Raw genomic sequence first — 19,205 nt, 5'->3', positions numbered from 1 at the left:
GACGCGTCTTCATTCTGACACGCCGTCAGAGCCTGTCGATAACCTGTTTGAGCTTGTCACCAACAGTCTCAGCAATGTGTGCCAGTTCAGGGTTATCAACCGCCTGCATCGAGGCCGCCGGATCGACGGCAGCCACTTCGATGTCACCATTTTCAGTGGCTTGGACGATAACATTACATGGAAGCATCGTACCGATTTTATCCTCGGCCAGCAGCGCTTGATGCGCCAGCTGCGGGTTGCAGGCTCCAAGAATGCAATAATCCCGAAAATCCTCTCCGATCTTTTTCTTCATCGTCGCCCGCACATCGACCTCGGTCAGGATACCGAAGCCCGCGTCCTTCAAAGCGTCGGTCACCTGAACGATCACATCGTCGAAGTTCTTGCCGGAGACCGTTTTGGCAAAATAATAGGTCATAAGTTTATCCTCCTTCTGAGGTCCTTTAGAAAGTTGCTCATGCCTTCGTCCTTGCTTTCGGCGTCAGTCAGCGGCCCCGGCAGTGAAGGCACCGATAACACTGGGCAGCGCGCACATGGATTATCTAACGCTTGCGAGCGACAAGATCAATGAGGGCAGACATACCGGCATGTCCTGTTCCTTCGGCGATTTCGCGGTCATAGGATGCGAGACGAAGAATCTCCATGTCATCGAACGCCTCGCGCAAGTAGGCTTCGGTGTACATGTTTTCCCGGTGGGGCGGCCCTCCGGTACCATAATCGACTTGCGCAGGCCGGTAACCATGAAGCAGGAGGACGCCACCCGGCTTCAGCGCTCTCTTCATTCCAGCAAAAACCGCCTTGCGATCATCCGGAGATAAAAACTGGATGAAAATACCAACCACAAAATCATAGGTAGTAGCAGACCAGTCCCAGTCAAAAATGTCAGCTTTATGAAAATCAACAGAGACACCATGCGCGTCTGCGAGGGCACGTGCCTTCTCGACGGCCACCTCAGAGGCATCCATGGCAGTTACCTTAAGACCGCATTCAGCGAGAAAAACGGAGTTCCTCCCCTCACCATCAGCAACCGCCAGAGCCGTTGTATCCGGGACAAGATAATTCTTCTGTTCTACGAGAAATGCACTTGGCGCGGTTCCAAACAAGAAGCCGGGCGCGGCGTAGCGCTCATCCCATGTAGTCCGGCGCTCAGAAGATGTTCCGACAGCGCCACCAGTTTCCGTCCCGTCAATGCCATCGCTCATTTGTCCCGCCTCTCCTTTATCGCTAAAAAATGTCGCCCCCCGGTGCGGAGAGAATACAGACCGCTCCCTACAGATGTATACTATTAACGGCATATTGGTATCTTCTCATATTTGCAAGTAAGAGCTCCTAAAAAATGCGCAATGCCGACAGTGCCTTTGTCATTTTAGTACAATCCACAAAAACCGGATGTGTCAGAAGAGCGGCAAGGAAAAATGATTAGGTGGCTGAAATGTCTTTCTTGCAGCAAGCTAAGGAAAATGCGGCTTTGATGTTCAAAAGCGATGTAGCACCCATTCGAGTAAATGATTGATCTGAGTCAATGCCGTTTAAACCAAGGGGCGTAAAATATGGTTAATTTATCCTGAACTAGCACGAGAGCGGAATTAGTCATGCCCAAAAAACCACAAGACGCTGGCATTTCCTCGCAACCTTCCGGGTTTGATCCGGCTGCGATGTTGAATGCTTTTATGCCGAAAATGAACGAAGTCTCGGCGTCCGGCGGTAATCCCGTTGCGGTTTGGCTGGAGATGAACCAGCAATGGACGGCCTTTCTGACGAAGCGGTTCAAGAAAGACGCCGCATTACTGCAGCAACTCACGACTTGCACCAATCCGGCGGAATTGAATGCCGCCTACTCAGATTTCTTCAAGAAAACGGTTGAAGATTATCAGCGCGAGATTACTGAGATGGCTGAGCTCAGCCAAAAGGCTCTGGGTCAACAAGGGACTCCAGGCGAAGCGGAAGACGGTCAGAAGCAAGACCGGAAAGACTGAGGTTGCTGAAGTAATTCCCATACGCTGCATGAGCATCACAATCGTCAGCAAGTTACGGCTTCTGGCATTTCGAAGATTGTATATGAAAGTACTTGCGTGGATGCGAAAAGATCACTCGGGTACAGCCCGAAATCACGTAACGACAAGTCTTTACGAGAAGTATAATGGATTTAGATGGCAAGACGGATGTCATAGCGGGTTCTGCACGAGGACTGGGGCGGAAAATGGCGGAAGAAATAACGCGGCGTGGAGCCAATCTTGCCCTCGTCGACTTGGATAAAGACGTATTCAAGGTGACAGATGCCTGACAGTGGTGCTGTCAGACGAATGCGACCGCGTCTCCGCATGACGTAGAATGGCACTAAAGTGGCTCTTATTATGCCGCGCAGAGTTGCTGCCACTCGGCCAGTGCGGCATTTCTTTGAAGCTTGAATGTTTCTCTGTTGTTTAGGTGGCGCTCATGGTTGAAGTGATTATGAATTGAAGAATGGATTGAGACGAATTTCTGCAAACTTCGCAGGCGCCTGAATTGTAGCATCGCCTGCTCTCTTCGTCGAAATGGCAGGTGGGAGTTTTCACAACGATTGTTCTTCCAACGCCCAGTTTCCTGGATCTCTTTGTTCCCAATCAAAGTCATAGCGGCACGATAAGAACGTAATCTATCTGTGACAATGACACGAGGTTTTCCGCACCGTTTCATGATTTTCTTGAGGAATTTCAAAGCGGCTTTGCGATCGCGGCGTTTAGAAACAAAGGCCTCCAGCACTTCTCCCTCGTGGTCGACTGCACGCCATAGATAATGGGTTTCGCCATTGATCTTCACAAAGACCTCATCGAGATGCCATTTCCAGTTTGAATAATTTTGAGGTCGATTGATCCGTTTCTTACGTATTTCTCTAGCGAACAGTGGGCCAAATTTGTTCCACCAATAGCGAACTGTTTCATGACAGATATCGATGCCGCGTTCATGAAGAAGGTCTTCGACATTTCGTAAAGAAAGTGGAAACCGAATATACATCATCACCGCCAGCCGGATGATCTCAGGCGATGTCTTGAAATAGCGAAATGGATTCTGTTTTGTCATGCTCGGAAGCTAGTCGACGAGCAAAACCCCATCAAGCAGTTTTCTTCTGACAGTACCCTGACAAAGCCTGCTCGAAAGCTAATTGACGAACAAATTCCCATCAAGATAATTTCTTCTGACAGTACCCCTTTGGATCATGTTATAGATCGTCATATTCAAATATCGGATTGCTTTCGATTTCTCCTTCAATGGCGTCAATCGAAGCGCCAGATGCTGCGGCCTTAGTCAAAAAGGCGATATGAAACAAAGCATCCCCCTGGTTTACCAAAGGTATTGTCGCGGTGCCGATGATCAATCCATCTTTGGTCGCAAGCACCTTGGTTTCCCGATCGCCGAAAGGATCAGAAATCAAACCAAGTACATCACCTTCTTGGACAAAGTCACCGATATCGTGTCGCGTGCGCAAAAGGCCACCGTCCGCCGCCCGCAACCACCCACTCTTCGTCGCAATTGGTGTTTTTCTGGCTTTCTTTTTTTCGCTCCGAACAGCGCTTTTCGCGATCATATCCATTTGCCGTAAGACTTTCATAGTACCGGCAACGCCTACACGAACGGCGAACTCGCTATACCTCAGCGCCTCGCCTGCCTCAAAGAGCACAACGGGGACGCCAAGCTGACTAGCTGCGGCTCGCATGGATCCCTCTCTCAAGGATGAGTTTAGAATGAAAGGCGGTTCAAATGCTTCAGCCAAATTACGTGCCTTCTTGTCTTTTAGGTCGACACGAACTTGAGGCAGGTTGTTGCGATGTAACGCGGCCGTGTGCAAATCAATGCCGCAATCACTCCGTTGAACCACTTCGTTAAGAAATAGATGAGCAAGACGTGATGCCAACGACCCATTGATATTTCCGGGAAACGATCGGTTAAGATCACGACGATCAGGCAAATATCGGCTATGGCCAATAAAGCCGAAAGAGTTTACGATTGGCACCAGCAACAAGGTGCCTGAAATACGGCGCAGAGCCGCAAGTCGGCCTAGGCGGCGAATAATTTCGACACCAAGGACTTCGTCGCCATGAATTGCCGCACTAACAAAAATTGTCGGCCCATTGCGCTTTCCGTGAATAACCTGGACGGATAATGTTGCCGGGGTGTGGTCCGACATCATGCTGAGTGGGATATCAACAATCCGCCGCTGACCCGCGGGAATCGTTTCGCCGGCTATTTCGAAAGGTTCACGCAATCTTTGGGCTCCTTCGGATTTTTCTGCCTTTTGTCTGAGTTCGGCCGGCTTTGGCATTTTTTTCAATAAATTCGACAATCTTCGTTGCAACATCAATACCAGTGGCTTTCTCAACGCCCTCCAACCCAGGGGAAGAATTTACTTCCATCACGACTGGTCCATTGTTTGATCGCAACATATCAACGCCACATACGTTTAGTCCCATCGCCTTGGCCGATTTAAGGGCGGTTGATCTTTCAGCGGCTGTAATTTTGATCGCCTCTGCCGTACCACCACGATGCAAATTTGACCGGAAGTCGCCCTCCACACCACGCCGGATCATGGACGCCACAACCTTATCACCAACCACGATGCAGCGTATATCTTCACCATTAGCCTCTTTGACAAATTGCTGCACGAGGATATTAGTGTTCGTACCGCCAAATGCCTGGACAATACTTTCTGCGGCTTTCGGGGTTTCACCCAAAACAACGCCGATACCCTGAGTTCCTTCCAAAAGTTTGATAATGACCGGAGCCCCTCCCGCAAGCTTGAGCAACTCCGAGGCATCCGAGGTGCGGTGGGCAAAAACGGTTACCGGCAAACCGATATTCTCACGAGATAACAACTGCATACTGCGCAATTTGTCGCGCGATCGTGAAATGCCTACTGACTCGTTAACCGGATAGACGTCCATCATTTCGAACTGCCTTAGAACAGCAGTCCCAAAAAAAGTAACTGAGGCGCCAATACGGGGAATAACCGCATCATAGCCTTTAAGTGATTCCCCCTTGTAATGAATTTCAGGATCACCAGACGCAATGTCGATATAGCAACGCAGATGATTAATGACATCAACTTGATGGCCTCGCGCTTCAGCTGCTTCGATCAAGCGTTTATGTGAATACAGCTCAGCATTTCGACAAAGTAGAGCGATTTTCATAGATCTCACCTTTCGTTAGTGTATCTGGCTGCAATTCCAGAAGAATTACGGGTTGCGATGAACGAGCGGCTCGGATCGATCCAGAAACCACCCTTTAAAGCCTGGCGCCCAAGCAGCAATCGAAAGCCCATAAGCGCACGGTCGGCTAGCGTCACTTCAATTGGCCAGGTCGTGCCCCCCAAGCAAACGTCGATTTCAATGACATAACGTGGGTGGCGATGGCCGGTTGAACTCATTATTTCACGCTCGTCACGGACTTCCGCAATACATTTGACGGCTGGCTCCCGACGTCTCTGCACTGGATAAAGAACAAAGGAAACATGGGGCGCACCGCGTTCCGTGAAGGTTTGAATATCAACGGCATGAACCGCAGATGTCCTGGCCCCGCTATCTATCTTGGCTTTCACAGCTTCTTCCAGTAGGCCGGGGAAAGTGACCCACTCGCGCCACCCGATAACCATTTTATCATTGTGTGGTTTCAAGCTAGTCACCCGAAGCGTCCTGAGCAGAATTCTCAGATTCGTCTGACGTTTCATCCTCAAGCTCGCCGGATATCTCGCCTGCAAGCGCATCCTCGAGGGTCGCTATGCTGGCTTCGTTCAATCGCCGATAGCTGGAAAAAGTTCGCTGGTTAACGACAACAAAATAAGTTCCAAGATCGATCAAAATATGCCCGGTTTCATACAAACCGCGCCTTATCGCCTCGATTTGCTCCGGCCATAATCGCCGCTGGTTCACAATTCGGCACATCAATTTCATGGAAATGCGATAGCGGCCCCGCGGTTTTCCGCCAAATGAATGATCATAAAGTGAGACCAATCGATCAACAACATCCGCATTTGAATAATCCAAACTACCCGACACTAAACCCTCTCCCAGTCATATCAACTTGCTGTTCAAACTCTCTAGTCAGCATAAGCATAAAATAACAAATTGCAAAATTTTCTTTCCTTATAGGTAAAAAATATTTAGTTATATGGTATATTTTTATATAACAGGGGATTTTCAATTGAGCTCCATTGCCTATCAAGCCGCCGCCATTGTTGCGTTACTTGCTGCCAATGCCTTTTTCGTTGCGGCTGAGTTTGCGCTGGTCTCGGCGCGAAATTTTCGAATTGAGCCGAAAGCGCGCGCAGGCAACAAAACGGCCCGACTGACGCTTTTCATCAAAAGTGATATTGATGCGTATTTATCAGCCTGCCAACTCGGGATCACGATGGCCTCGCTCGGTTTGGGTTGGCTGGGAGAACCGGCCGTTGCCGCTCTTTTAACGCCTGTCCTTAATCCGTTGGATTTGTCCGCGGAAACTCTGCATACAATCTCCTTTGTGGTCGGATTTATAGTCTTTTCGTCACTACATATCGTTGTCGGTGAGCAGGTGCCAAAAACATATGCAATTCGAAAAGCCGAATCCATCGCTATGCTGCTGGCGTATCCGCTGCATTGGTTTTACCGAGTAATTTTCCCCTTGAGCTGGCTACTAAACTGGTCGTCACGCGCAATACTGCGATCAATGAATGTCCGTGAAGCAAGCCATGCGGATGTTCTGACAAGCGATGAATTGCGAGGATTAATCCATGTCTCCGCCGAGCATGGCGAAGTGGCAGCCGAACGCGCAGCAATGTTACATAATTTGTTCCAGTTTGATGAGCGCACCGTCGAGCGTGTGATGATTCCGCGTCTTGAAACCCAGGTGTTGCGACTGGACGCATCGGATGAACGCAACCTCAATGTAATTCGAAAGAGTCAATACTCCCGGTTTCCCGTCTTGAAAGGTGAGTTGGATGATCTTATCGGCGTTGTCTTGGTGCGCGATTTGATAAATGCCGTTATTGACGGAACACAAGCGCCTTGGCAGAATTTAGAGGCTTATTGTCGCGATCCGCTCGCCGTTCCGGAATCCCTCAAGGTTACAGAAATGTTTGACATGATGCGTGAGGAACGCTCGCACATGGCGTGCGTGATTGATGAATATGGCGCCTTTTCCGGCGTGGTAACACTGGAGGACTTGCTCGAAGAGATCGTTGGTGAGATTTCGGATGAGACTGACAAGGTTGAACCGGTATACCCCATTGTCTGGAAAAAAACGCATTGGGAAGCTCACGGTCTGGCACCTCTTGCAGATCTTGAACGGGAAACTAGTTTTCAAGTCGATGAGCTGATGACCATGAATACGATCTCCGGCCTGATTATGAGCGAGCTTTCCCGCCTGCCCGTCAACGGAGACACCGTCAATATTGGAGAGTTTAAGTTTACTGTATTGGCGATGAAAGACCGTCATGTCGAAAAAATCCGAATTGAGACGATGACGGAGGCGTTGGATTCTAGCGATCTGAATTCGGAAGCGAAATTACTGGAAATCGCTGACGCGAGTACAGGTGATCTCAAATCTAGCCCCCCGCCCCTTAAAGGAGGATAAACATATGGAAGACGCATCAAATTGGTTTGCGAATGTCAAGACCGCGAGTATGGAGTTGCTAAGTGATCTCATCACTGCGTTGCCCGGGCTTTTGGGGGCCATTATTTTGCTGGTGGCGGGATGGGCGGTCGCACGGGTCCTGCGTGCAACGTCAATAAAGATGAGTGACGGAATGAATCGGTTGTTCGAAACTATAATGCCCACCGGCCGCCTCGCTAGTTTTCGTTTATCTCCAAGGTCAGCCCAGATGATCGGAAATGTGGTTTATTGGCTGACCATCGTCTTTACGATCACACTTGCCGCCGATGTTGCTAACTTCGACACTTTTTCTTCGTGGCTGGCCGTCATCTTTGGGTATCTACCGCGTGTTCTTGGCGGTGTGTTGATTGTCATTGTTGGCTATCTGCTCGGTGCCGCCGTTCGTGATCTTGTCGCAACGACATTATCTTCCATGGCCGTTCATCAGGGGGAATTGATCGGTGCTTTTGCGCAATGGGCCATCCTCCTGACAGCCGGCATTATTGCCATAGAACAGGTTGGCATCGACGTCACCTTCTTGATTGTCATTATTGCCATATTCATGGCTGCGGTCATGGGCGGAATAGCACTTGCATTTGGTTTAGGTGCGCGCCCACTGGCAGCCAACCTGATAGGAGCTCGCTACCTGCAACAACAATATTCACCCGGCCAGGTTCTCGCAATCGGGGGTGATGAAGGTGAAGTTCTGGAATTCACGTCGACGGGAGTTGTCCTGGAAACGTCCGGGGGCCGATCGACTGTACCAGGCGAAGCGTATTTCCATAAAAAAATTACACTTAAAGCGGAGGATTTTGTTGATGTCTAACGCCCCTCCCTTAAGTGTTGCGTTCATCGAACGCAACCCCAGCGCTGCCGCCCGAGTCCTCGAAAATCTGTCGACAGATGATGCAAGTGCCCTGATTAACGTCCTGCCCGGCTATGCAAGCGCTCTGGCCTTGGGTCGCATGACGCCTTTTGCTGCCGCACAATGTGTCATCCAACTCGAAACGGATCGGGTTGTTCTTATCTTGCGCACCATGTCGTTTTTGGACGCAGCAAGTGTTCTGCGGATAATGAACGATGAAAATCGCAGCGCCGTTTTGGATGCCTTACCAGAAGATCTTGCGAGAGATTTCAAAAAATCGCTCAGACATCCCAGGGATTCCGTGGGGGCCTGGATGAACCAGCGTATATCACCTTTGCCGCAATCGCGCACGGTTGCGGATGCTTTAAAATATGCGAAACGGAAAACGCGTCCTGAAGGAGATGAATTATTCATTGTTGATGATGCACATCGTTTCGTTGGGGTAATTCGGATATCGCGGCTCATCCAGAATGATAGCAAAGCAGTATTGAAGGACCTGATTAAAACCGGTGCGCCGACGATATCCAACCGGGCCACTTTGGCCTCGATTATTGATTCTCCCTTTTGGGATGACCATGCAGGTCTCGCAGTTGTGGGCCGAAAAGGTAATTTTCTTGGAACATTGTCGCATAGCCTGGCCCGTCAGGGCATTGTCGCCGCGCAACGGAACTCTCCGGGCGTTAAGTCAGATTCAATTCTGACGCATCTCATCGGTGGATGTTTTGTTGCTTTTGTAGGACTGCTTGGTTTGATTTTAAACTCTGCCAAAATTCAAGAACCTATAACAGATTTGGAGACCAGTCATGACAGGTAATATAGATGCCGCCATCGAGCCACTGGAGCGTCGCTTCCTGCTTGATCATCCTTGGGATGCCGCACGTCTTCTTGAATCTTTGCCAGTTGAAGAGGCCGCGATTGCTCTAACACGACAGCGCGTCGAAGTCTTGGTTCCGGTTTGGCGCCGGTTAATAACACCAGTTGCTACCCGATTACTCAGCAAGCTTCCTGACAAACGTGCGACGGAACTGTTGTCTGAACTTTTACCCAATGAGGCCGCATTGTTGCTCGCGTCCCTGCCTGAATCCGATCGCGATCGGTATTTGTCGCAATTGGATGTCAGGGTTTCTGAAGATCTTAAAAAACTAATAAGCTATCCCGAGGGTAGCGCCGGTCGGTTGATGAACCCCCTCGATGCGACTTTTCGAATGACGACAACGGCATCAGAGGCCATTAATCAATTGCGAGAGCGTAGAACAAAGAACTCCCGAAGCCTGTTCTTGGTCGACGAAGAAAACCGTCTCACCGAAAAGGTTTCTATTCAAGACATAGCTATTGCCAACGCGGATGAGCGCCTGCAAGACTTGGCCCATCCGGTGACCGCCTATGTCAATCCTCTGTCATCGCAGGATGAGGTTGTCGAATTGCTTGAGCGGGATCGTCTTGCTGATCTGCCTGTCGTCGATCTGAACGGCGTTTTGATAGGTATTGTACAACACACAGCTTTGGTTGACACCATTCAAGAGGACGCTACGGCAGACATCCAGACAATGGTTGGCGCAAGTAAGGATGAGCGAGCGCTATCGAAACCGCTTTTTGCTGTACGTCGACGGTTACCGTGGTTGCAGATCAATCTGCTGACGGCTTTTATGGCCGCCGCTGTCGTTGGATTGTTTGAAAATACTATCGCCCAATTCACGGCTCTGGCGGTTCTCCTTCCTGTCGTCGCAGGTCAATCAGGTAACGCTGGCGCTCAAGCTCTGGCAGTGACCATGCGCGGCTTGGCGTTACGTGAGATTTCCACAAGCCAAGGATTGCGGGTTATGTTTAAGGAATTAAATGTAGGTTTAGTAAATGGATTGGCAGTGGCCGTTACATGCGGAATTGGGGTGTTTTTCTGGAGTGGTTCATTGGGGCTTGTTTTGGTCATAATGCTGTCTATGGTCTTGGCAATGGTCGCCGCAGGTTTTGCCGGGGCCGTTGTCCCGATTGTCTTGACCAAGTTGGGTCAGGACCCGGCAGTTGCTTCATCAATTGTATTGACAACCGTCACTGACATAGCAGGGTTCTTTTCCTTCCTTGGAATTGCGACCCTGTTATCATCGATGCTTTGACGATAAAATCAGTCAGCCGCTCCAATCATGCCGCACTAAGTTGCTGCCACTCGACCAATGCGGCATCTCTCTGAAGCTTGAATTCTTCTCGACTTGTTAGGTCGTGGTCCTGGTGGGGGCCTGTCAAAATCGCGACTAAGCTATTGATTTAGTTGGTTGCGGGGGTAGGATTTGAACCTACGACCTTCAGGTTATGAGCCTGACCGCCCTACGGCCTCTCCTCCCACCAGTCAGGCCAGTTGACCTTCCAGGGCGTCCGTGTTGCTTTCATAACGGTGCGCTGCTCCTCCCGGGTAAGACGCCGTTCGCCGAGGCGTTCGAGGGCGGCCTCGACAATCCAGGGCTCCAACGCCATGCGCGCTGTCTTTCGGTATTTGTCGAGTTTTTTCGCCACGCGCAATGGTTGCAAGGCGGTGTTGACACTTCCGGGAGAGACGAGTTCCACGACAATCCCGGTTAAATCATTGACGTCAACCAGCTGCGCATCCTTCCCCGCATCGATTGCTGCCATGGTGTAGCGCGCAGCTGATATATCCCCCTCCAGCCCGCGCTTGGCAAGCTGCAGCATGAATGCTTCCGCTGCTGTGACTTTCCGCTCAACGCCTTCCTCCCGGATCGTCACCAGCTGGCCCAGTACCGCCTGATAGGGCGCTTCCCTGTGACGGCCCCTCGGACGACCCTTTGGATTTCCGCTCTGGCCCTTCTTAAATCGCGTCGCGACAGGTGGCTTCTTATACCCCGCCTTACTATCATCGCAATCTCCATCACCGATCATTCTTCTATCCCTTTTGGCCAACGAAGACTATCCGGATCCCGTGTACAGCGACGGATATCGGCGACATCCTTTTCGGTTAGTTTCATACCTCCCCGGCGCCGGCTCAACGCTGCCTGCACCGACCAGGGCTCCAGCAGCATCTGAGGGCGATCACTCTTATAGTCCTGACGCCTCGGATCAAGGGCTGTAATTTCAAGGAGCAACAGGGCCTCATCCGCATTGGCGGGATCTGTTGTTATCCTTTGCGTCACCACTTGCGGAGATTTCCGCTGGTTCTCTGCTGCAAAGTATTTGTCTCGTTTTGCAATCCACTTCAGCACCTCGCGCTGCGCCGAGCGGTTCCCGTCAAGAGCCTGCTGGAGGGTCTGTTGCTGCAATGCCTCTTCCATGGTGATCTCTCGCGGCATTCCGTTTCGAGTGACTATCAGCGTCTTGTCCAGGATCACTTCCAGGGCGGACGTTTTGGGAGTCTCAGCTGTCGATTTCGGGCGGCCCTTGAGGTTCCCGCTCTGGCCCTTCTTGAACCGCCCCGAGACGGGCGGATTGCCTCTCGTTGGTTTGTCCGTCATTGCCCCTCTCTCACTTCAAGGCGTGGCTCCTTGCCTGTCAGGGCAGACCAACGCTCAAGGGCGACATCGACATAGGCCGGATCAATCTCGACACCGCGGAAGCGGCGCCCTGCCCGCTCGGCGGCCATCAGGGTCGTGCCCGATCCCAGAAATATATCAAGGACAAGATCGCCGTGCTTGGTCACATCCTTGATGGCGTCTGCCACCATCCCCGTCGGCTTGACGGTGGGATGCAGCGCCAGATCCTCCCGCCGGCTGCCCCGGAAGGAATTGACCGAGGCATAATCCCAGACATTGGTCCGGTTACGGCCATGTTTGCCAAGCTCCACCATATTGAGATGCGTCGCCTCCCCGACCCGATAGACAAAGACCAGTTCATGTTTGGAGCGGTACAGCGAGCCCATGCCGGCATTGGATTTGTTCCAGATGCAGAGATTAAGGAGGGCGCCATAAATATCATGAGCAACAGCGGTTACATCCTCCATATGCCGCCAGTCCATGCAGACAAAGTGAACGGCCCCATCCCGGGAGACAGTTTTGCAGGCACCCAGTGTCTCTTTAAGGAAAGTCCGGAATTCCGTCTCACTCATCTCGCCGGACGCCATGGCGAACTCCCGATGTCGATCGCTGGTGTTGGCATGTCCGCTAATCCGGACATTATAGGGCGGATCCAGGAAGGCTGCGTCAACTTGTGCATCTGTACCAACCACTCTTTTCAAGAAAGCGAGATCCCGGCCGTCCCCGCAGCCAATGCGGTGATCCCCCAATATCCAGATATCCCCTGCTTTGGTGCGCGGGGTTTCCGGAACGGCTGGAATAACCTCATCGTCGGGATCATCCTGCCCCTCCAGGATCACATCGATCTCGCCCGTTGAGAACCCGGTCAGGGTTGCATCTATATCGACATCTATTGTGGTGAGCTCAGTAAGTTCCTGTTTCAGGATCTCGAGATCCCAGCCGGCATTGAGGGCGATCTTGTTATCGGCCAGCCGGAGGGCGCGTATCTGGGTTTCGGTAAGACCCGTGAGGGTAATCACCGGCACTTCATTCAGGCCCATCGCCTTAACTGCAAGCAATCGTCCGTGCCCCGCAATCAGTTGACCTTCCGGATCGGCGAGGATCGGGTTGGTAAAGCCGAACGCCTCAATCGAGGCTCTGATCTGCTCGATCTGCTTTTTTGAATGGGTGCGCGCATTCCGGGGATCCGGCACCAGGTCACCGACCGGGCGATAGATCACGCTCAACGGGTTTTCAAGGGCTGACTCTTTGCTCATCTCGTATATCCAACGACGTAATTACACCATATGTAGTATTTTAGAGAAGAATCCAACTGCTGCCAACCTTTATAGCCCTCAACCGGGGAGAAAGTCTGGACTTCGCTGGTGAAAGGAGCGTCACTGTCGCTATGCCCGTTTGCCGGGCTGTTGTCGGTAGGAACGGAATATATCCGACCGACACCAGGAGGACAAACTATGACATCCCAAACGCCCAATTCATCCAACCGCAAACAGGGCAAAGCAAACAATCCAGCGGCTTGCAAAGCCAGAACAACCACACCGTCCAAACTTGACCGGATGATCTCTCATCTCCGACAGAAGGAGGGCGCCACTCTGGATGAGCTGTGCACCGCTACTGGCTGGCAGGCGCATTCAGTACGCGGTGCAATCGCGGGTACGCTGAAGAAGAAGGGACATGCGATAACGTCAGAGAAGATCGACGGCGTCCGCCGATACCGGATCGGAGATCCGCAATGAAAAGCGTTTCCGAACTTGATGCAGAGATCAGGTCATTGGAGGTGCTCGGATTACGTGATCTGCGTAAATTGTGGGCCGCGCGCGTCGGGCCACCGCCAAAGCTGCGTTCCGAGGAGCTACTCCGCCTGATGCTGGCCTGGCGCCTGCAGGCGGAAGCTCTGGGCGGCCTCTCGCCCGAGACACGCCGTTTGCTGCGCCGGCGCGGGGCCGTTGCGCCCGAAGGCCACGCGCTTGGTGACGGGGCCATCCTGCGGCGGGACTGGCAGGGCCGGCAGATCGAGGTTGTGGTCAAGGCGGATGGCTTTTGCTGGGACGGCATGACCTATCCAAGCCTCTCCGCCATTGCCCGCGCCGCGACCGGGACCCGCTGGAACGGGCCGCGCTTCTTCGGACTGCGGGAGAACGGACAATGAAGCCGCCCGTAAAACGCTGCGCCATTTATACCCGCAAGAGCTCCGAGGAAGGGCTCGAGCAAAGCTTCAACAGTCTCGATGCCCAGCATGAAGCCTGTGAGGCTTATATCAAGAGCCAGAACAGTGAAGGCTGGCGGCCCCTCCCCGGTCGCTATGACGATGGCGGCTATTCCGGTGGTACTATGGAACGTCCCGGGCTTCAAAAACTGCTCAGCGATATCTCAATAGGAAAGATCGACATTGTCGTCGTCTACAAGATAGACCGGTTGACCCGTTCACTTGCGGACTTTGCCCGCATGGTGGAGCTCTTCGAGCAACATGACGTCAGTTTTGTCAGTGTCACCCAATCCTTCAACACCACCTCCAGCATGGGACGGCTGACCCTCAATGTGCTGCTCTCTTTTGCCCAGTTTGAACGGGAAGTCACCGGGGAGCGGATCCGCGACAAGATTGCCGCCTCCAAGAAGAAGGGCATGTGGATGGGCGGCAGTCCGCCGCTCGGCTATGATCTGCCGGAAGCCGGCTCCCATAGCTTGCGGGTTAATGACGCAGAAGCCGACACTGTACACATGATCTTTGAGAGATATCTGCAGCTCAAATCCGTCCACGCCTTGGTAAGAGAGCTGGATGCCAAAGACATTCGATCAAAGACCCGGGTGACGCTGAAAGGAAGAACCATCGGAGGCCAGCCCTTCAGCCGTGGGGCGCTGTATCATCTGCTCCGCAGCCGTGTCTATCTAGGAGAGGTTCCTCATAAGGATCAATCTCATCCCGGGCTGCATGAGGCCATCATCGATACAGTGCTGTTCGAGGCGGTGCAGGCACAGCTGGATGAGAACGGCCGACGTCGCAAGGTAACTGGAAAGAGCGTTGCCAAGTCACCGCTTGCTGGCCGTATTTTTGATACGGACGGACAACCAATGTCCCCGACCTTCGCCTATGGGCGCAGCGGTAAGCTTTATCGCTATTATGTGTCCGCCTCTTTGCAGCGTGGGGCAAAGAAAGACCCGGGAGATGCTGCGCCGCGGCGTGTCTCGGCGGCAACGCTTGAACGTCGGTTGATCAAAACACTGACCCGTCTTCTTCCCGATCTGCAGGTGGAACCGTTTGAGCTTATAAGTTCCATCGAGATTCATATCAGATGCGTCGAACTTCTGATCCCGCTCAAATATCTTAACAAGATCAACGGCAACCTTGCGACTGGCGAGCGGGTGCGTCCGGATCCGGCAGAATCGAAATGCCTGCGGTTGACCCTGCCCTGGCGGATGCAGACGCGCGGGGGACGAACAGACATCCTCGCCGGCGACAGAAATACGCTACAGCCGGATCCCTCTTTGATCAGAGCGCTCCGAAACGCGCATGCAATACTGGATCGGGATTCAGGGAAAAGCCCCGTCCTGCAGACAGCCCCCACCTCCCCCTGGAAACGCAATCTGGTGCGTCTTGCGTTTCTCGCACCCGATATCCAGCAAATCATCCTCACCGGACGTCAGCCCGACCACCTTACACTGGCTCTATTGATGAAGAACGAGATCCCGCTCCTCTGGTCCGATCAGCGGCGCAAGTTCGGGGTTGTAAGCACGCTATAAAATCAGTTCCAGGTCCTAAAGGAAATTCCTTAAATCACCTGTTAACAGGCTTAAAACGCCCTGTTAATCGCAATAACAGGGCCTGTTATGGCCTAAAATCACCCTGTTATGGCGAATAACAGGAAAGTGGCGAAACTGACCTGTATGTCGCTGATTTTACGTCATAAAATATTTTCTTTTGCGCGAAGGAACTCTGATTTTACCCTGTTAGCCGCCGTTTTTATAAAAAATTCCCTGTTAACGGCATGTTCTTATAAAACTCACCCTACCATCAAACCGGCAGAGACGGGATGGCAATTGGCCACCGAATAACCGATATCTGACGGTCCGGAGACGATGCCAGGAAAGGGATTGGTGGCGAAATATCGCCCTGTTACAGGCGGTTACGCCGCCAGGCAAGAACAGAGACGAATTATCAGGGGTGGGTGGCGGTGAGCGAGGGATTCGAACCCTCGATGGAGCTATAAACCCCATACTCCCTTAGCAGGGGAGCGCCTTCAGCCACTCGGCCAGCTCACCGGAGGCGGCAATATGGCAGATTTTGGCTGTCTGTCAAAGAGTTTAGTTGCAATTTTTTACAGGTTTTTATGGATTGCCCGGCTATCGGCCCATGATCCATTCGCGCGCCATTTTCTGTGCCTTGGAAATTTCCTGTGCCGACATGTCGAGGGAAATCTCCGCGCGGATTTCACGGGCTTCTTCAATGCCATTCATCGCGGCCAGATTAAACCATTTATGTGCCGTCACCAGATCCTGTGGCACGCCATTTCCGGTCGAGAAAAGCAAGCCGGCTCGAAACTGTTCGTCAGGTATGCCCTCATCGGCACTTTTCAGGTTCTTCTCTATAAAATTTACATCACGCTTAGCCATCTTCATATCCCCATATTCAATTGATTAGCTAGATAAGTAATTACACTCACGAGAAGAATTAGCTTCTTCTCAAGTCGCATGATGTAGGGGATTTAGTTAATATTTTGTTTCCACCGGAAATTTTTTAACCATGTTCATTAAAGCTTCACAAATAGCGACGCGGCGTGAAGCTATCCGGTGGCGGCTAAAACGGTGGAAAACTGCCACAAACAGGTGTCAAAGCGCAGCGCTTCAATCAATCCTTGGGAAAATCAAGGCCCATCTCACGGTAACGTTCCGGATCGTCGAGCCATTTCTCACGAACCTTAATGAAGAGAAATAAATGAACCCGCCGTTCGAGCATTTCTTCCAGATCTTCACGGGCGAGCGCCCCAACTTTCTTAATCGTCTGCCCGCCCTTACCCAGCACAATCGGCTTGTGGTTGGCACGCGACACATAGACCACCTGCTGGATCTTGACGGAGCCGTCTTTTCTCTCCTCCCAACTTTCGGTTTCTACGGTCAGTGAATAGGGAAGCTCCTGATTGAGACGCATGAATAGCTTTTCGCGGGTAACCTCCGCTGCAAGCTGGCGCATCGGCGCGATGGCAAGCTGATCCTCCGGGTAGAGCCACGGACCTTCCGGCATTTCGGTTGCGAGAGCGGCCCGCAAATCGGCGACCCCGTCACCGGTCAGCGCGGAGAGCATATATATCTCATCGAAGATGCCCCGCTCGGACAGAGATTGCGCGAGCGCAAGCAGACTATCCCGTTTCAGGATATCAATTTTGTTGAGGATGACGTGTGCGCGGCGTCCGCTTTTCTCAAGGCCCGCGATAATGCGCTCCACATCCGCAGAAATTCCTTTCACGGCATCTATGATCAGGACGACCCGGTCTGCATCCTCCGCTCCGCTCCAGGCGGCATCAACCATTGCCTTTTCCAACCGGCGGGATGGTTTGAAGATACCGGGTGTATCAACAAAGATAATCTGGCTGTTCCCTTCCAGGGCGATTGCCGTGACACGGGAGCGAGTTGTCTGCACCTTTGGCGTGACGATAGCGATTTTAGCGCCTACCAACTGATTGAGCAGGGTCGATTTACCGGCATTCGGTGCACCGACAAGAGCGACATAGCCGCACCGTGTTGGTTCCTTGCCCGTCTGTTGTTCACTCACCTTTTAGTTCCTTTAGCATTTTCGCGGCGGCCTTTTGTTCGGCCGCCCGTTTTGATGAAGCCGATCCCATCGCTGGCGGGAAATTGGGAACCTCGACCTTCACCTTGAAGTGACGGTCATGATCTGGTCCCATTTCCTCGACAATCGAATAACACGGCAATGGCTTTCCGGTCTTGGCCAGCCATTCCTGAAGGGCTGATTTCGCATCTTTCTTTGACGCATCCTTATGATCGAAGCGCGGCCACCATTTAGATTTTATGAATTTCCGCGCTGCCTGAAACCCTCCGTCAAGATATAGCGCGGCAATCACAGCCTCCATCACATCTTCCAGAATGGACGGATTTTCCCGCCCACCTGAAGCGGCAAGATCCCCGGCCATATGGATATAGTCCTGAAGGCACATATCCAAGGCAATTTCCGCCAATGTCTCGCGGCGAACTTGCGCATTGTAACGGCGGGAAAGCTGCCCGGCCTCCGCCGTTTCAAAGCGACGGAAAAGCTCCTCACTGATGACCAGACCAAGAACACGATCACCGAGAAATTCAAGACGGTCGTAATCCTCGCCCTCGGCTTTCCTTCCTTTTCCCTTAATCAAGGATGAATGCGTCACTGCCGCCTTTAGAAGGCCTAAATCCTTAAACTCATGCCCCAGCAGGACCGACAGTTCCTCAGGGTTTTTTGCCGGGCAAGACATCAGCTTAGGGAATTGAAAATCCGGTTCCAGCGGATGGCAGAAGGATACTTCCATATCTCGTACCATTCGGCAGAACCATCAAGCGACATAAAGATGATCTCGGCCCGTCCAACCAGATTTTCTACCGGCACATAACCGACATGGGTCAAAAACCGGCTATCTGTGGAATTATCGCGGTTGTCACCCATGGCAAACAGATGGTTTTCCGGCACTGTATAGATGTCCGTATTATCCATAATGCCCTGCACCGTCTCATCCAGCGTGAAGTAAGTCCGTCCACTCGGCAAAGTTTCGCGATATTGGGCAATGCGCCGGACGTTGCCGAAACGATCCCGATCAACAAAATCCTCCACCCGCTCGCGCTTGACGGCCGTGCCATTGATATGAAGGACTCCGTTGATCATCTGCAATTGATCCCCCGGCAACCCCATAATCCGTTTGATATAATCAACCTGTTCACCAATTGGTTTCTTGAACACCGCAACATCGCCGCGTTTGGGCAATTCTTCAAAAATGCGACCGGAAATCGGCGCAAGACTGAACGGGAAGGAATGTCGACTATAACCATATGAGTATTTGGAGACGAACAGGTAATCGCCGATCATCAGAGTCGGCAACATTGATTCAGAAGGAATCTTGAACGGCTCATAAGCGAAGGTTCGGATTACGACTGCAATCAGGACCGCATAGATAACCGTGCGGATAGTCTCTCCGATTCCGCCTTTGGCCTTTACCGCTTCTTCCTTCATCAAAACTCTTCCAAACAAATTGCCAATAAAAAACATTCAATTGCACGATCAAGGCGCGCAG

At 52.0% G+C, this 19,205-nt stretch carries 23 protein-coding genes and 1 tRNA gene; 9 read left to right on the top strand and 15 right to left on the bottom strand.

Annotated features, from left to right (window positions below):
* Nucleotides 1-25: 25 nt before the first annotated feature.
* Nucleotides 26-415, bottom strand: a complete 390-nt coding sequence (locus LKE13_RS09765) for a DUF302 domain-containing protein (RefSeq protein WP_227950704.1) — start codon at nt 413-415, stop codon at nt 26-28.
* Nucleotides 416-539: 124 nt separating this feature from the next.
* Nucleotides 540-1,199 (bottom strand): class I SAM-dependent methyltransferase, encoded by a 660-nt coding sequence (locus LKE13_RS09760; RefSeq protein WP_227950702.1) that lies wholly within the window; start codon nt 1,197-1,199, stop codon nt 540-542.
* Nucleotides 1,200-1,589: 390 nt separating this feature from the next.
* Here LKE13_RS09760 and LKE13_RS09755 point away from each other — a divergent pair, with 390 nt between their 5' ends.
* Both LKE13_RS09755 and LKE13_RS09750 read left to right on the top strand, forming a co-directional pair.
* Entirely contained in the window at nt 1,590-1,973 is a 384-nt protein-coding gene (locus tag LKE13_RS09755; RefSeq protein ID WP_227950700.1) for a phasin family protein, read from the top strand.
* Nucleotides 1,974-2,137: 164 nt separating this feature from the next.
* A complete protein-coding gene (locus LKE13_RS09750; RefSeq protein WP_227950698.1) occupies nt 2,138-2,281 on the top strand; it encodes a hypothetical protein in 144 nt (47 codons plus the stop codon).
* Between the two features lie 68 nt (nt 2,282-2,349).
* On the opposite strand, the gene LKE13_RS09745 is transcribed toward LKE13_RS09750, so the two are convergent.
* From LKE13_RS09745 to LKE13_RS09725, 5 genes are all read right to left on the bottom strand, one after another.
* Entirely contained in the window at nt 2,350-3,057 is a 708-nt protein-coding gene (locus LKE13_RS09745) for an IS6 family transposase (protein ID WP_227950695.1), read from the bottom strand.
* Between the two features lie 139 nt (nt 3,058-3,196).
* Complete coding sequence (locus LKE13_RS09740) at nt 3,197-4,240, bottom strand: succinylglutamate desuccinylase/aspartoacylase family protein (protein ID WP_227950693.1); 1,044 nt, start codon at nt 4,238-4,240, stop codon at nt 3,197-3,199.
* Nucleotides 4,233-5,162 (bottom strand): 30S ribosomal protein S6--L-glutamate ligase, encoded by a 930-nt coding sequence (gene rimK, locus LKE13_RS09735; protein WP_227950691.1) that lies wholly within the window; start codon nt 5,160-5,162, stop codon nt 4,233-4,235. Before rimK ends, LKE13_RS09740 begins: the two co-directional genes overlap by 8 nt.
* 5 nt (nt 5,163-5,167) lie before the next feature.
* Complete coding sequence (locus LKE13_RS09730; RefSeq protein ID WP_227950689.1) at nt 5,168-5,653, bottom strand: ATP-dependent zinc protease; 486 nt, start codon at nt 5,651-5,653, stop codon at nt 5,168-5,170.
* A complete protein-coding gene (locus LKE13_RS09725) occupies nt 5,646-6,026 on the bottom strand; it encodes a hypothetical protein (RefSeq protein ID WP_227950687.1) in 381 nt (126 codons plus the stop codon). Before LKE13_RS09725 ends, LKE13_RS09730 begins: the two co-directional genes overlap by 8 nt.
* 145 nt (nt 6,027-6,171) lie before the next feature.
* On the opposite strand from LKE13_RS09725, the gene LKE13_RS09720 reads away from it, so the two are divergent.
* The 4 genes from LKE13_RS09720 to mgtE are packed head-to-tail and all read left to right on the top strand — an operon-like array spanning nt 6,172 to nt 10,575.
* Nucleotides 6,172-7,581: a hemolysin family protein gene (locus tag LKE13_RS09720; RefSeq protein ID WP_227950685.1), complete on the top strand. Its 1,410-nt coding sequence runs from the start codon at nt 6,172-6,174 to the stop codon at nt 7,579-7,581.
* A 4-nt stretch (nt 7,582-7,585) separates the two neighbouring features.
* Nucleotides 7,586-8,425: a mechanosensitive ion channel family protein gene (locus LKE13_RS09715; RefSeq protein WP_227950683.1), complete on the top strand. Its 840-nt coding sequence runs from the start codon at nt 7,586-7,588 to the stop codon at nt 8,423-8,425.
* The gene (locus tag LKE13_RS09710) at nt 8,418-9,278 is read left to right on the top strand and encodes a magnesium transporter MgtE N-terminal domain-containing protein (protein ID WP_227950747.1); all 861 of its coding nucleotides are present in this window, start codon (nt 8,418-8,420) and stop codon (nt 9,276-9,278) included. Before LKE13_RS09715 ends, LKE13_RS09710 begins: the two co-directional genes overlap by 8 nt.
* Entirely contained in the window at nt 9,268-10,575 is a 1,308-nt protein-coding gene (mgtE, locus tag LKE13_RS09705; protein WP_227950680.1) for a magnesium transporter, read from the top strand. The genes LKE13_RS09710 and mgtE overlap by 11 nt, the downstream gene beginning before the upstream one ends.
* A 208-nt stretch (nt 10,576-10,783) precedes the next feature.
* Here the strand turns inward: mgtE and LKE13_RS09700 are convergent, their stop codons facing one another.
* From LKE13_RS09700 to LKE13_RS09690, 3 genes are read right to left on the bottom strand one after another with little or no spacing between them, the layout of a single operon-like run.
* Entirely contained in the window at nt 10,784-11,350 is a 567-nt protein-coding gene (locus LKE13_RS09700) for a DUF5681 domain-containing protein (protein WP_227950677.1), read from the bottom strand.
* Entirely contained in the window at nt 11,347-11,919 is a 573-nt protein-coding gene (locus LKE13_RS09695; protein ID WP_227950675.1) for a DUF5681 domain-containing protein, read from the bottom strand. Before LKE13_RS09695 ends, LKE13_RS09700 begins: the two co-directional genes overlap by 4 nt.
* On the bottom strand, nt 11,916-13,193 hold the full coding sequence (locus LKE13_RS09690; RefSeq protein WP_227950673.1) for a site-specific DNA-methyltransferase: 1,278 nt from the start codon (nt 13,191-13,193) through the stop codon (nt 11,916-11,918). The genes LKE13_RS09695 and LKE13_RS09690 overlap by 4 nt, the downstream gene beginning before the upstream one ends.
* A gap of 198 nt (nt 13,194-13,391) precedes the next feature.
* Here LKE13_RS09690 and LKE13_RS18890 point away from each other — a divergent pair, with 198 nt between their 5' ends.
* Genes LKE13_RS18890 through LKE13_RS09675 form a run of 3 tightly spaced genes read left to right on the top strand, consistent with a single transcriptional unit; the run spans nt 13,392 to nt 15,675 of the window.
* Entirely contained in the window at nt 13,392-13,673 is a 282-nt protein-coding gene (locus LKE13_RS18890; RefSeq protein WP_227950671.1) for a DUF3489 domain-containing protein, read from the top strand.
* Nucleotides 13,670-14,086, top strand: coding sequence for a DUF2924 domain-containing protein (locus LKE13_RS09680; RefSeq protein ID WP_227950745.1), 417 nt, complete (start codon nt 13,670-13,672; stop codon nt 14,084-14,086). The genes LKE13_RS18890 and LKE13_RS09680 overlap by 4 nt, the downstream gene beginning before the upstream one ends.
* Nucleotides 14,083-15,675, top strand: coding sequence for a recombinase family protein (locus LKE13_RS09675; protein ID WP_227950669.1), 1,593 nt, complete (start codon nt 14,083-14,085; stop codon nt 15,673-15,675). The genes LKE13_RS09680 and LKE13_RS09675 overlap by 4 nt, the downstream gene beginning before the upstream one ends.
* A 426-nt stretch (nt 15,676-16,101) precedes the next feature.
* Here the strand turns inward: LKE13_RS09675 and LKE13_RS09670 are convergent.
* The 5 genes from LKE13_RS09670 to lepB form a co-directional block, all read right to left on the bottom strand.
* Nucleotides 16,102-16,194 (bottom strand) — tRNA-Ser (locus LKE13_RS09670).
* Nucleotides 16,195-16,275: 81 nt separating this feature from the next.
* On the bottom strand, nt 16,276-16,545 hold the full coding sequence (locus LKE13_RS09665; protein ID WP_227950667.1) for a hypothetical protein: 270 nt from the start codon (nt 16,543-16,545) through the stop codon (nt 16,276-16,278).
* Nucleotides 16,546-16,780: 235 nt separating this feature from the next.
* The gene (gene era / locus LKE13_RS09660; RefSeq protein WP_227950665.1) at nt 16,781-17,701 is read right to left on the bottom strand and encodes a GTPase Era; all 921 of its coding nucleotides are present in this window, start codon (nt 17,699-17,701) and stop codon (nt 16,781-16,783) included.
* Nucleotides 17,694-18,461, bottom strand: coding sequence for a ribonuclease III (gene rnc / locus LKE13_RS09655; RefSeq protein ID WP_227950663.1), 768 nt, complete (start codon nt 18,459-18,461; stop codon nt 17,694-17,696). The genes era and rnc overlap by 8 nt, the downstream gene beginning before the upstream one ends.
* Nucleotides 18,395-19,144 carry a signal peptidase I gene (gene lepB / locus LKE13_RS09650; RefSeq protein ID WP_227950661.1) on the bottom strand — a complete coding sequence of 250 codons (750 nt, stop codon included), beginning with the start codon at nt 19,142-19,144 and terminating at the stop codon, nt 18,395-18,397. Before lepB ends, rnc begins: the two co-directional genes overlap by 67 nt.
* Between the last annotated feature and the right edge of the window lie 61 nt (nt 19,145-19,205).

It is taken from the genome of Sneathiella sp. HT1-7 (assembly GCF_020731145.1).
Taxonomy (GTDB): Bacteria; Pseudomonadota; Alphaproteobacteria; order Sneathiellales; family Sneathiellaceae; genus Sneathiella.
This window is presented reverse-complemented; position numbering and strand designations above follow the sequence as displayed.